The 13,242-nt window shown below is 54.0% G+C and carries 8 protein-coding genes; 3 read left to right on the forward strand and 5 right to left on the reverse strand.

The window, feature by feature from the left end; translation table 11 throughout:
* Positions 1 to 21: 21 nt before the first annotated feature.
* Positions 22 to 1,470: a Gfo/Idh/MocA family protein gene (locus tag J2I46_RS29725; protein ID WP_207332745.1), complete on the reverse strand. Its 1,449-nt coding sequence runs from the start codon at positions 1,468 to 1,470 to the stop codon at positions 22 to 24.
* Between the two features lie 239 nt (positions 1,471 to 1,709).
* On the opposite strand from J2I46_RS29725, the gene J2I46_RS29730 reads away from it, so the two are divergent.
* The 3 genes from J2I46_RS29730 to J2I46_RS29740 all read left to right on the forward strand — a co-directional run bounded on the left by J2I46_RS29730 (position 1,710) and on the right by J2I46_RS29740 (position 7,046).
* Positions 1,710 to 3,002 carry an asparagine synthetase B gene (locus J2I46_RS29730; protein WP_207332746.1) on the forward strand — a complete coding sequence of 431 codons (1,293 nt, stop codon included), beginning with the start codon at positions 1,710 to 1,712 and terminating at the stop codon, positions 3,000 to 3,002.
* Between the two features lie 201 nt (positions 3,003 to 3,203).
* Positions 3,204 to 5,720 carry a DUF2339 domain-containing protein gene (locus J2I46_RS29735; protein ID WP_207332747.1) on the forward strand — a complete coding sequence of 839 codons (2,517 nt, stop codon included), beginning with the start codon at positions 3,204 to 3,206 and terminating at the stop codon, positions 5,718 to 5,720.
* Positions 5,721 to 5,765: 45 nt separating this feature from the next.
* Positions 5,766 to 7,046, forward strand: coding sequence for a hypothetical protein (locus J2I46_RS29740; protein ID WP_207332748.1), 1,281 nt, complete (start codon positions 5,766 to 5,768; stop codon positions 7,044 to 7,046).
* 36 nt (positions 7,047 to 7,082) lie between these two features.
* Here the strand turns inward: J2I46_RS29740 and J2I46_RS29745 are convergent, their stop codons facing one another.
* The 4 genes from J2I46_RS29745 to J2I46_RS29760 all read right to left on the reverse strand — a co-directional run bounded on the left by J2I46_RS29745 (position 7,083) and on the right by J2I46_RS29760 (position 13,241).
* Positions 7,083 to 7,886: an alpha/beta fold hydrolase gene (locus J2I46_RS29745; RefSeq protein WP_207332749.1), complete on the reverse strand. Its 804-nt coding sequence runs from the start codon at positions 7,884 to 7,886 to the stop codon at positions 7,083 to 7,085.
* Positions 7,887 to 8,217: 331 nt separating this feature from the next.
* Entirely contained in the window at positions 8,218 to 9,042 is an 825-nt protein-coding gene (locus J2I46_RS29750; RefSeq protein ID WP_207332750.1) for a sugar phosphate isomerase/epimerase family protein, read from the reverse strand.
* A gap of 61 nt (positions 9,043 to 9,103) precedes the next feature.
* Positions 9,104 to 9,970 carry a sugar phosphate isomerase/epimerase family protein gene (locus tag J2I46_RS29755; RefSeq protein ID WP_207332751.1) on the reverse strand — a complete coding sequence of 289 codons (867 nt, stop codon included), beginning with the start codon at positions 9,968 to 9,970 and terminating at the stop codon, positions 9,104 to 9,106.
* 94 nt (positions 9,971 to 10,064) lie between these two features.
* Positions 10,065 to 13,241: a PVC-type heme-binding CxxCH protein gene (locus J2I46_RS29760; RefSeq protein WP_207332752.1), complete on the reverse strand. Its 3,177-nt coding sequence runs from the start codon at positions 13,239 to 13,241 to the stop codon at positions 10,065 to 10,067.
* Position 13,242 lies beyond the last annotated feature (1 nt).

The raw sequence follows: 13,242 nt of genomic DNA on the forward strand, positions 1-13,242 counted from the left end.
TACGTTGGTACGGCAACCCTACTATTTCTTTTTCTTCGGGGTAGCTGCCACCCTTGTTTCACCCGTTTTCATGGTCATCGTTTCGGGGTTCCAGTGCACCACTTTCTGCTCAAAGTAGCTTTGATTACTGGCGAGCACCGGCGCCGCAGCACGGAAGCCGAATACGGGATCTTCAATGGTGCCCTGACTACCCGCCCGCACGTTTTTGAAGAAATCGGCGAAATGGAGTGAGTGCGGATCTTCGCCTTTGGGGGCGTTGAAACGTACTTCCTTTACCGGTTCCACCGTGCGTGTTTCGGGCGGATACTGCGCATCATACTGTTTCTTGAATTCTTCTTTCACGGGTTCGGTAAACGTGAAATAGCTATCGTAGCCATTGTAGCCCGGCGCAACAGGCAGCTTGTGTTTCGTCAGAATCAGGTTGTCTTCCGAAAACTCGATCTGGCCCTCGTTTCCAATAATGCGTGTTACGTTACTGATCTTGCCGGCGTTGGCAAAGTTTACCCGCAAAACCATCTGGAAAGCCTCATGATCGGCCGTTTTGGGGTAGTCCATTACGCTTGTCATGATGTCAGGTACGTCGCGCCCGTCTTTCCAGTAGGCCAGGTTACCCGAGGAGAAAATCCGCGTAGGGCCCATGGCATTGGTTACAAAATGAACACCCGTAATCAGGTGGATGAACAGATCGCCCGCTACGCCGGTACCGTAATCTTTGTAGTTGCGCCACCGGAAGAACCGCTTGGCATCGAAGGGTCGTTTGGGTGCATCGCCCAGGAACCGGTCCCAGTCGAGGGTTGTCAGCGATGCATCGGGCGGAATAGAGTAGTTCCAGGCGCCAATAGCGTTGAAGCGATCGTTATTGGATTCGATGTAATTGATCTGGCCAATATCGCCCGCCTGCACCATGCGTTTGGCTTCCTGAAAAGCAGAACTGCTAATCCGCTGACTGCCCACCTGCATGGTTTTACCCGATTTCTTCCAGGCGTCGATCACGGGCTTGCCTTCGTTGATATGCTGCACCATCGGCTTTTCGCAGTACACGTGTTTACCCGCCTGCAGGGCCGCAATGGTAATGTGATCGTGCCAGTGATCCGGCGTAACAACCAATACCGCGTCGACGTCGGGGCGGGCTAATACCTCGCGAAAATCACGCGTGGCGAAGAGGTCTTTATCTTTCCCATAAGCCGTTTTTGCGTGTTCGAGACGCCCGTCATACAGATCAGCTACGGCTACCAACTCAACATCGGGGTTACGCAGGGCGGCCATGGTATCATAGTTACCCTGAATACCCATGCCGATGGTCGCAATCCTGATCTTGTCGTTCGGGCTGACGCGCATCAGGTTGGGAATGTAGGCTGGTGCGCCAACGCTGGTGGGTACGTTACCCATCACCGTTTGAACGCCTCCCGCGGCAGCCAGTGCGGAGGCGGTTGAAAGCGTACGAAGAAAATCGCGGCGCGAGGGAGTCATAGTTTGTCGTGTTTTCAGGAAAAGACGGGGGTTTGATCAACTTACCCGGTCGGTTTCTATTCGCTCAGTCAGGTACGTTCCATAGCCGCCAACTGACGGCCAATCATCCTGGCAACGTACGTGAGCGCCGGATGAAGACCGTTACCTCTTGTTCCATAATTAAAACGCCGCAACTACTGTAAATCAGCGTTGTTATGCTGTAAATTACACCATCAACCGCTTTCTAACCGACTTCTGTCATGAAACGAACAACCCCGTTTCTGTTGCTGTTCTGGGCCATCATCAGCTATGCCGGACAGGCACTGGCAGGATCGATTCTGATTCCGATGGATGACCGCCAGACAGACCACCTGAAAGCCTATGGCATTGCCTATGCCGTATTGAAAGATGAACAGGACGTTGACTGGCTTCTGAACTACCGGGGTGGCAGTTTCATGATCAGGCACTCAGCCAAATTCGAGAACGAATGCCGCATTCGGGGTGTAGCTTTCGAGTCGCTGACCGACGCGGGTGCTGCGTCTATCAAACGGCAGATTGCCAACCCGGACCTGAACATGGACGTGGTGACGCTCAACAAAGCCGCCAAGATCATTGTGTATTCGCCCGCTAAAGTTGGCCCCGCTGAGTTTGAGAACAACGACGCCGTGCTGCTGGTGCTGACCTACGCCGAAATTCCCTACGAACTGGTGTATGATGAAGAAGTCTTGAAAGGCGACTTACCGAAATATGACTGGCTCCACCTGCACCACGAAGATTTCACGGGGCAGTTTGGTCGGAATATGCAACGCATGACGCTGTCTGACATTAAGGCGCAGGAAGATATTGCCAAGAAATATGGGTTCGCGAAAGTATCGCAGATGAAGCTGGCCGTTGCTAAAGGTATCAAAGCATTTTGCGCAGGTGGCGGCTATCTGTTCGCTATGTGTTCGGCCGCCGAAACGCTCGATATAGCCCTGGCGGCTGATGGTGTCGACATTGTGGGCGATACGTACGACGGCGATGATGTTGATCCGGCAGCACAGGCCAAACTTGATTTCAGCAAAACGTTTGCCTTCCATAATTTCAGGCTTGAAGGCGACAACGGCGGCGGGCGCGGTTTCTCTACGTTTTCCGACATCAATTCAGCGGCGGGAATGGGCTATGGTGGCGGCGGTTCATCGAGCGGTTATTTCGAGTTGTTTAATTTCTCGGCCAAGTGGGATGTCATTCCGGCCATGCTGACGCAGAACCACGAGGCCATCATAAAGGAATTTACCGGCCAGACAACGGCGTTCCGCAAATCGACGGTGAAGGCAAGCACTCTGGTGATGGGCGAAAGCACAACATCAGACCGGTATCTCTACGGCGAAATGGGTCGGGGGCAATGGACGTTCTATGGCGGGCACGACCCCGAGAACGTTCGCGGCGGCGGTGGTGGTGGCGGCTGGCGCGTACCCACCGACCTGAACCTGCACACCCATTCGCCCGGCTACCGGCTCATCCTGAACAACGTGCTGTTCCCATCGGCCAAAAAGAAGAAGCGGAAGACATAGGAATCCACGATTGTGGTTCGAGGTCAACGTCCAGCATGCGCTCCCAGTTTTGAGATCTGATTCTCAGGCAGCGCATGCTGGACGTTGACCTTTAAAACAGACTGTTTACCAGACAATTAATCAGACAGTTGTGATTAATACTGATTTTGGCATCTTTGCCTGGTTGCCGAATGTGGCCACCCTTTTTCCTATCATTCCCCTATGGAAAGTCTTTACATCCTGCTCCTCATTGTGCTGTTTTTGTACCTCAATCAGCAGTTTGTTCAAATAAAAGGCAGCATTGCTGAACAACGCGATAACCTGCTTCAGCTTCAGAAATCATTACTGGCTAAGGAGCAAGATCGACCATCGTCTTCAGTGAGTACCATGCCCAACGCTCCTGTTCGGCCTGTAGTGCCACAGGTCAGTCCAGTTTTACCTCCGGTTACTCCACCACCTATCTCTGAACCGCCTGTCCAGCCTGCTTTCCGGCCTGAACCTACGCCGAAGGAAATGGAACCGGTACTGTCTATCTCAACGCCTGAGCCACCCAGAGCACAGAAACCTAACCTGTTGGATGATTCGCTGCTTGATCCGCCAGCAAACGTACCTCCTGTTTTCGCAGCACCCAAACCTTCCTGGTTCCGGCGGTTTCTCGACGAGAATCCCGATCTGGAAAAATTCATCGGTGAAAACCTCATCAACAAAATTGGCATTGCCATTCTGGTGGCTGGCATTGGCTATTTCGTTCGCTACGCCATTTCGCAGGAGTGGATCGGCGAGGCTGGGCGGGTACTGATTGGTGTGCTGGCCGGTGGCGGTTTACTGGGGGTAGCGCACCGAATGCGACAACGGTTTGCGGCGTTCAGTTCGGTGCTGGTGGCCGGTGGGCTATCGGTGCTTTACTTCACCATCGCCATTGCTTTCTCCGATTATAAGATCTTCAGCCAAACGGCGGCGTTTCTCCTGATGGTTGTGATCACGGGCTTTGCCGTTGCCTTATCCATCGCCTATAACCGCGTTGAACTGGCCGTGATGTCGCTGATCGGTGGATTCGCCACACCCTTTATGGTCAGTAGTGGTCAAGGCAATTACGTAGTGCTGTTCGCCTACATTCTCATTCTCGATCTGGGAATGCTGGTACTCTCGTCGTTCAGGAAATGGCCACTGGTGCATTGGGTAGCCTATGGCCTGACCGTGTTGCTGTTCGGATCGTGGCTGGCTACAGATGTACTTGACCACATACCCAGTCCTGATGCGCCAGCCCCACCCTACAGCGGCGCGTTTGTGTTCGGCACCATCTTTTATACCCTGTTTGCCGCCATGAATCTCTTCGACCGGCTTCGGCACGACATTCGTTTTTCAGCGCTCGACGTCAGCCTGTTTATGAGCAATACTGCTTTCTATTACGGCGCGGGTATGGGTATTCTGGCCTATGTAGACAAAGGCTCGTGGCAGGGGCCGTTTACCCTGGCGCTGGCGGTGGTCAATTTTGGCTATGCAGCCTTACTTCGTCGACGTAATTCAAGCGACACTACGCTTTTCTATTTACTGATCGGCCTGGTGATCACGTTTGCCAGTTTAACCATTCCGGTGCAGTTAAACGGCAATTTTATTACCATGTTCTGGGCCCTGGAGGCCGTTCTACTGCTGTGGCTCAGTCAGCGGTCGGGATTGCGGCTGGTGGCAACGGCGTCGGTCATTGTGCTGGGATTAATGGGCATTAGCCTGCTGATGGACTGGGCCGCACTGTACGACACAGCCGTTACGCCTCCGCTGTCTGTAGTTATCAACAAAGCATTCATTACCAGCCTGGTTTCGGTGGGTGGGCTGGGTGTTTATTACCGGTTACTGGCCCAGCAGTCGGTGCCCATTTCGATATACATCAGCGAATGGCCCGCCCCTTCGTATCGGCGGTTTGTTGGGTACGTTGCCGTAATTGTCACTTATCTGGCAGGTATCGAAGAATTGGATTACCAGCTTCTGACTGCTTTCGGCTACGATGCGAACAGGGTCATTCTGCTGGGTACGTACAATCTGCTGGTGGCGGTGGCTTTCCTTGTTGTTTCGCTCCGGTCGGGCAGCAATCAGCGGGTATGGGTAGCGGTTCTGTTCAGCCTGGTCATTCTGATCATTTACCTGTTCAATACAGGCCCCGCCGTGATCGACCTACTCGACTCCTACTATCAGGGATTGGTTTCGAGCCGGGCGGCATTCCTGTTTCAGTATGTCAATCTGCTGGCGGCAGGTGCCGTACTCGGGTTGCTGTTCAGAGCCAAAGTACGGCTGGCTACTGCTACTCCCCTGCTGGAAAAACTGTGGCCCTGGTTCCTGGTCATCACGGTCGTATCCATAAGCAGTATGGCCCTGTTCGCCAATGTCATTGCCTTTTCCTTTTCACCGGAAGAAATAGCCCGTGTGCCGAATCAGCAGGCGGCCGTTCAACGGCGGTTTGATGCACTGATTGAACAGGCAAACAAGGTGGGGCTCCCTGTAGTATGGGGGCTTTGCGCCTTCGCATTTATGTACGTGGGTCTCGTTCGCCGAAACCGAATGTACCGGATCCTGTCGCTAAGTCTGTTTGCACTAACCTTGCTAAAACTGTTTATTTATGATATTCAGGGTATTTCGGAAGGCGGTCGGATTTTGGCGTTTATCTCACTTGGGGCGCTGCTACTTGTCATTTCGTTTATGTACCAACGCATTAAACGACTACTCGCCGCCGACGCAGCAGCTTAGTGGCACCGAAGCTGGAGCTTCGGCGTTATAGGGAACCTCACTTGTATGCACGTACGCACTCACTTTCTCATACCCTTCTTTCTCTGCTTCCTTCCTGCGTATACCGTTGCGCAACAGGCGTTCCTATACAAAGCGCAGGTTGGGCCAGTGGCAGCATCAGGGTATCATCGAATCGAACTACCTCCTGATTTAGTCGGCAGACTACATGAAGGGCTGGGCGATATTCGCCTGTATGACGGACGAAAACGCGAAATACCGTATGTGATGACTCGTCAGACCGGCGTTCAGGCCACGGCATTCATCACTTATGAAGTAGTGCGAAAAACCAACGTACCCAACGTCAGTACAACCATTGTGGTGAAGCGGCCATCCAGACAACCGATTACCGCGCTTGGAGTGGAGAGTCAGAATACGGAGGTAGAGAAGAAAGCGACTCTGAGCGGTAGCCACGATGGCAACGTATGGTACGCGCTCGACGACGGCATACGACTTGGCAACAACACCAATGCAACGACTACGGCCACCCTACAAACGATCACCTTTCCTCTCACCGATTATACGTATTTCCGATTGGTCGTCAATGATTCAACCTCTGCCCCGCTGAACATTCGACGTATTGGCAACTACGGGCAAACAAACGCATCGGCCCACTACACGCCTATTCCGGGCTTGCAATTCACCCAGCATGATAGCAGCGATCACTACACGTACCTGGTGCTCAACCGCCCCTCCCCCGCCCGCATCGACCGCCTGACCATCCACGTTAGCAATCCGGCACAGTTTAGGCGACAGGCGGCGTTCGGGCATAAGTTCACCGAAACCGTAGCGCGCAAACGCCATCAGCGACCTGTACTCAGGCAATCGTTCGATCCACTGATTCCATTCACGCTCAGTTCTACTGGCGACACGACCATCACATTACCGAGCGTACTAACCGAAAAACTTTGCCTCCGAATTGCCAATAACGACGACGCGCCATTGAGGGTCGGCCGCATCAATGCGGCGCAAGTAACAACGTACCTGACCGCCAACTTACAGGCCGCTACTACCTACCAACTTCAGTTTGGGAGCATGCTTGCCCCCGGCCCGGTATATGATCTGGCTTTCTTCAACGATCAGTTGTCAGGTACGTTGCCAATCGCCTCCGTCAGTAACCTGACGAACTGGTCTGGCAGCCCTTTATCTACTTCAGCAGATGAGTCAACCGACCCGTTTGAGTTTCACCAGATTGCCCTTTGGGTAGCGATACTCGGTATCATCCTCCTGATGGGCGTCATGACATACCGCATGCTGACCGGAATGACTCGCGAACAGCAGGACGCGTAAGCATTGGCTGACATGTTTTGCTTCGCGCTGTAGGCACTAATGCGCCAGCAACCACGAGCGAACACGCGGGTTGAAATCGTCGATACACTCCCAATGGAACGCGTGGCCAGCTTCGTCGTAGAGATGGAGTTCACTGTTGGGGATGGCAGCTGCTACTTCTTCGGTCATCCAGACGGGCGTGAAGATGTCGTTTCGCCCGCCGATAACTAAAGAGGGCTGTGTGATCTTGCCCAGATCGGCCAGGGTATGATGCATGATGCAGGCTTCGGCCTGCCCTTCCAGCCCATGCAGCGGCTGCGGATTGGCATCAATTGCCGCTGCTTGCCGCCCAGCCTGTAGATCAGCGAACGTGGCATCATCGTCCCAGCTTCGCTTTGAGTAAATCAGCAGTTGGATATAATTGGCAAATTCCTCGGGGCGAAGGCGAGCTTTGATGGTGGCCATATGCCGGAAAATGGCTTCGGCAGTGCGGTCGCAGCGAGCCCAGGGGCACATCAGCACCAGCGATTTCACCTTACCGGGATGGCGCAACGCCAGTTGTTGCGCAATGGTACTGCCCATCGAAACCCCAACGACCCTCACGTTTGTCAGGCCAAGCGCATCGATCAGACCGGCGTAATCGTCGGCCATTTGCTCGGTGCTGTAGGGTCCAACGGGTTTATCAGATTGCCCCACGCCCCGGTTATCGCCCAGGATACATCGGAAATAGTTGCTCCAATCGTCTGCATGTTTTTCCCACACGGAACCGGGGGCCGTAATGCCCATGATCAGGAGCAGCGGCTCTCCGGTCCCGCGCTCTTCGTAATATAGATTGATGCCGTTGGTTTTGACGAAAGGCATAGGTGGAGTTGGTTGATTGGGTAATTGGTTAACTGGGTGACCGAGCAGCGCTTTTGTCATCCCGACGGTAGGAGGGATCTTGGCGTTCTTATTAAAAGTGCCAAGCGCTGTTAGAAGGAGCGCCAAGATCCCTCCTACCGTCGGGACGACAAAAGCGCTGCTTGCCAACGTCTATACATTGGCTTAGATGAGTGTTAAGTGACTCGATGATTGAGTAAGTCGGGAGTCGTTGAACTGTATTAGTTAATTACTGGGTGAACGGGCTATTACCGATTTACCTCAATCAACCAATTAACCAGTCAACCAATTAACCGATTACCCAGTCAACCAATCAGCCAACCACCGAAGGAAGCAGCGTTTCGTAGACCCAGCGGCCATCGTGGAGCGTGACGCCGTCGGGGTCGTTCATAGCTTCTGGGCCTTCATCTTCGCAAATGATCCAGCCGCTATATTGCCGTTCGATGAGCCAACGCGTGATACCGACGAAATCGACTTTTCCGTTGCCGAGCAGGGCAAACTCCGGCTCGCCATTCCAGTCTTTGAAATGCACCAGGTTGATCATCGAGGCGTACTCTTTCATCTTTGTCAGTGGGTCCATACCGCCATTGATGAGGTGGCCCACGTCAGGCGTCCAGCCCGTTACTGACGTATCCAGCGATTCCAGAATAACCCGGTAATCCTCTTCGGTCCGGGTAATCGATGAATGCGGCGAATTCGGGTGAAAACTACAGGGGACACCCCGATCAAACGCCCGCCGCGATACCCGATTCACGATGTTGACCAGATTTCGACGCCGTTGTTCGATGTCGTGCCGACCGGTTGGTTTCTGAACGGTACAGAGTATGGCTCCTGGAAAGTGCGTTAGCAGGTCAATGGCCCGGTCGGCTTCGCGGCGTTCGTGCTCGCTTTCTTCGGTACCGTTCCAGTCGAGGGCCAGCGCAATGGCGGCTAGCTCAACGCCTTTTTCGGCTAGTTTTTGGCCGAGGCTACCGGCATCGGGCAAGTCGCCCATCCAGTTGAAAATGGGTTCGATGCCAGCAAATCCAGCCTGCGCCGTAATGTCGATCATGTGCCCCTGCCGGTTAGCGTGGGTCTGACCGTTGTTGTTCATGAACCAGGTATACGCCTCAGCGCCAAATCGGAAGGGTATGCTCATATGGGTGTAGTGAAACAGGGGGTTAAACACAGAGACGCAGAAGATACAGCGTTTCTATATTTCAACAACTATACTTCGCCTGCATGGCTTTTATGAATGTCAGGCCGTTTTCGGCAATGGCCCAGGGGTCGTTGTATTCGCGCCAGACGTTGATCGAATTGGCGAAGTCAATGTCGTTGCGCGTAAACGCTTCGATCGTCATCCATCGGTTGAAACCTACTTCAGCCAGCGTTTTAAACGTATCGTCCCACGGAATATGTCCGTCTCCGGGAGTACCCCGGTCGTTTTCGCTGATGTGCACATGGGCCAGCACCGGCGCAATGGTTCTGATCGCGTCCGGGAAGCGTTTTTCTTCGATGTTGGCGTGGTGCGTATCAAACATGGCCCGCACGTTCGGATGGTCGGCTTTTTCGATCAGGTACGTTAGCTGCCCCATCGTGTTGCAGAGGTAACACTCGAACCGGTTGAGCGCCTCCACTGCCAGAACGATACCAGCCTGTTTGGCATAATCGCCTACGGCATGAAGCACCTCGGCGCTGTACGCATATTCGTCGGGTTGTGGTTCACGCTTACTGAACGTAGCAAAGGCGGAGTGAACAGGACCGCAGATCACCGTCGCGTTCATGGCTTCGGCCCGGTCGATCGCCCCCTTCAAAAAATCAACCGCCTGTGCCCGAATGGCTGGTGAATCACTGGCCGGATTTGTGTCAGGACCCGCTACGGTGACACACGTACTTTGCAGGCCAAGCTGATTCAGATGCTCACCAAAGCGGCGGTACGCAGCCACATCCCCGTTGTCGATAAAACATTCGATACCGTCGTAGCCAATGGTTTTCAACCGCTCAGTAATCGGATTTAGCTTTTCCGACATAACGGCTGTCCAGGCCAGTACGTTGAAGCCAATAGGGCACGTTGTTAATGAAGGCATAGTAAATATCCTGTAGCACCGAAGCTCCAGCTTCGGTAGTCAGCTCTAGGTTAATTACACGACCGAAGCTGGAGCTTCGGCGCTACAGAACTCATCACTTTTCCATTGGATGAGCCTTGAGCAATTGATCGGGTGAATAAAAATCGACCTTACTAGCCGTGGCGGCACGTACTTTTTTCACCTGGTCAGGCGTGATAGCGGAAGCGTTGTTGCCGAACGAATTCCGCACGTAGGTTAACACGGCGGCTATTTCGTTGTCTTTCAACAAACCTCCAAACGGCGTCATGGGCACCTGACCTGGGTACGTTTTCCCCACCACTTCGATCGGCCCCATCAGTCCGTTCAACGCAATCTTGATCAGTCGATCCTGATTACCCGACACCCAGTTGGTGCCTGTCAGCGGCGGGAAACCCGACGCAGCCAGGCCTTTGCCATCAGGCTGATGGCAGGTGGTGCAGTAGCCTTCTTTGGCGTAGATCGTTTTGCCCAGATTGAACAGTGCCAGTTCCTCGCCTTTCAGCGTCGACTTCACCGCTATTTCTTTTTCTTTCTTCACGTTTTCCCCTTTCAGGTGCGCCAGCGCTGCGTCGTAGGCGTGAACCATCCAGTCGTCGAGGGGCTTTTTGGCAGCTTCGGCCAGAATGGGCAGGCCTTTTTCTTTACCGATCCAAGAAGCGGCCACGATGGCATCCAGACGTACGCGGCTGTTTTCGTCACGGGCGGCCTGCATCAGCAGGGCGGCCTGGTCGGGTACCTGATGGCCGGTGTAGCGAACCACCTGAACGGCGGCGGCACGTGCGTGGTAGTCCTTTGCTTTCAACACTTGCCGAAGCAGTTTCTGATCGACCTTATTCATACCCCAGCTTACCCAAAGCCCTTCCAGCAGATGGTGTTCGTAACGCGGGTCTTTCTTATCCAGGCCCGCCACCCAGGCGTTCAGCCTGGCCAGCACCTGCGAGGCATCGCGGCCACGAAGCTCGCGGCGGGTGCGGTAGCGGGTCCGGTACTCAGGCAGTTTCAGGTTATCCAGCAACTGTTCAATGCTGGCACCGTCTATCTTGGCAGGCGTCACCAATGGTCGTGCCGGGTACGTTATCCGGTAGATTCGTCCGTGCGAATGGTCGCGCAGGGGGTCGCGGGCGTTGTGCTGCATGTGGCCAATCAGGATATTGTGCCAGTCGATCAGGAAGAGCGAACCGTCGGGGGCAAACTCCATATCGACGGGCCGGAAGTTACGGTCTTCGCTCACGACCAGATCCTGCCGGTGTCTGCTCTTGTAGCCGGTACCGTCATCCACCAGCGTGTGCTCTTTCATCCCCAAAAAACCGATGGTGTTGTTGATCAGGAAATCGCCCTGAATCTCATCCGGGAAATGGCGGCTCGACACGAATTCCAGGCCTGACGTGGGGCGAACCATATGGTCTTTTTCAATCAACTGAACCGATTTATGCGTGGCTTCGCCGTAGCGCGGTAACACCGTTCCGGGCATCATCCAGCGAACGTCGGGGCTCGATGTCTCGGCAAAAAACGGCTGGCCCCAATCGTCGAAAGCAATGCCCCAGGGGTTTGGAATCGACAGCTGGGCCGTGCGTTCCAGCTTGCGCAGTTGCGGCGCATAGCGGTAGAAACCGCCATTGGTAGCCCGTACGGGACCGTAGGACGTTTCTACGTTGGTGTGCAGGAAGACCCCCTCGCCCGAGTAGATCGCCCCCGATGGATCGACGGTAAAGGCGTGGCTGTTGTGGTGGGTGTCGTGGTCATCGAAACCACTCAGCAGAATCTCGCTTTTATCAGCCTTATCATCGCCGTTGGTATCGGTGAAGATTTTCAGGTTCGTTCCCTGCGACACGTACACGCCCTCTTTGGCGATCTCGAATCCAAGAGGCAGGTGAAGTCCATCGGCGAAAACGGTTTCTTTATCAGCTTTCCCGTCGCCGTTGGTATCTTCAAAGATCAGGATCTTGTCGTTCGGTTTGGCGTCGCCGGGTTTGTAATGCGGGTAACTGGGCATCACCGCCACCCACAGCCGTCCTTTGCCATCGAATGACATCTGCATCGGTTTGGCCAGGTCAGGAAACTCTTCTTCCGACGCAAACAGCTCAATTTTGTAGCCTGCCGGCACTTTCAGTTTGCTCAGGGCCTCCTGCCCGTACAGGTACGTCAGGCTCCCGTTTTTTTCCGGGTTAAAATTGGTCTTTACCGGCGGCAGTACCTTTGTCCGCTGGTCGGCGGCGGCAATGTCCATTTTCTCTCCTTTCGATGCTGCCACCCAGACGGCCGTGTCGCGAATGGCGGTCATCTGCCGGATCTTCTCAATTTCAGCGGGGTAATTGTCTGGTCCGAATGGGTTGTACCGACGACCGTAGACGTGAACGCCATTCGGAATTTTGTAGTCGTTGTGCCACATCCAGTTCTTTTCCAGAACCGCTTCGCGCACCAGTTGCCGGTTGGCTTCTGCTTTAGCCGACGTTTTCCCGAAAAGCTGATCGGCCAGTAACGTACCTAGCTTTATATAGCCTTCGTCGTTCAGTTGCGACCCGTCGATCGTCAGCGGTTCCTTGCTGGCGGCGTACCAGTTTTGCGAGGGCGTGAACGCATCAACGAACAAAACATTATTTTGATCGGCTACTTCACGCATCGCGTTCGCATACAACGACAGGTTCTCGTTTTCGACCTTACCATTCGGCAAATCATACGTACCTGACAGATCTTCAAATGCGATTGGTGAAACCAAAGCGAGTTGCGGTGCCGAAACGCCGTTATACTTCTGTTTCAGCGTCCATTTAACGAACGCATCCAGTTCGGCCTTGTAGTTGGCCAAACCGGCTTTGCCCTGAAACGACTCATTGTAGCCAAAGAACGCCACAATGATATCGGCTTTCAGGCGGGTTAGCCACTGGTCGGGATATTCCATATGCCCTTCGCTTTCCGACTTATTAGCATACTCTGTCTGGAATTTTTCGGCACCGGGAAACGCCCAGGGTGTATTACGGCTGGAGTGCGGCCGAAAGCCAGGGGTATCGCCCCCATCGCACATGTTGCGTATGTACAGCTGGTCATCCGGGTAGCGTAGCTGAAGCTCAGTTTCGAAATGACCGTAGTTCATCATTCGCGACCCCAGGTTATTACCCAGCAGCATAATGTGGCTGCCTTTTTCGACTTTCAGCACATCGGGCTGGTTAAACTGGAAGGCGCTGAATGCAACAGCAAATAGCCCTGAAAGGGCGAACAGTACGCTAAAACGCGTAGTTCGGGGAGACAGAGAGCGCATC

It is taken from the genome of Fibrella forsythiae (genome assembly GCF_017353175.1).
GTDB classification, from domain to species: domain Bacteria; phylum Bacteroidota; class Bacteroidia; order Cytophagales; family Spirosomataceae; genus Fibrella; species Fibrella forsythiae.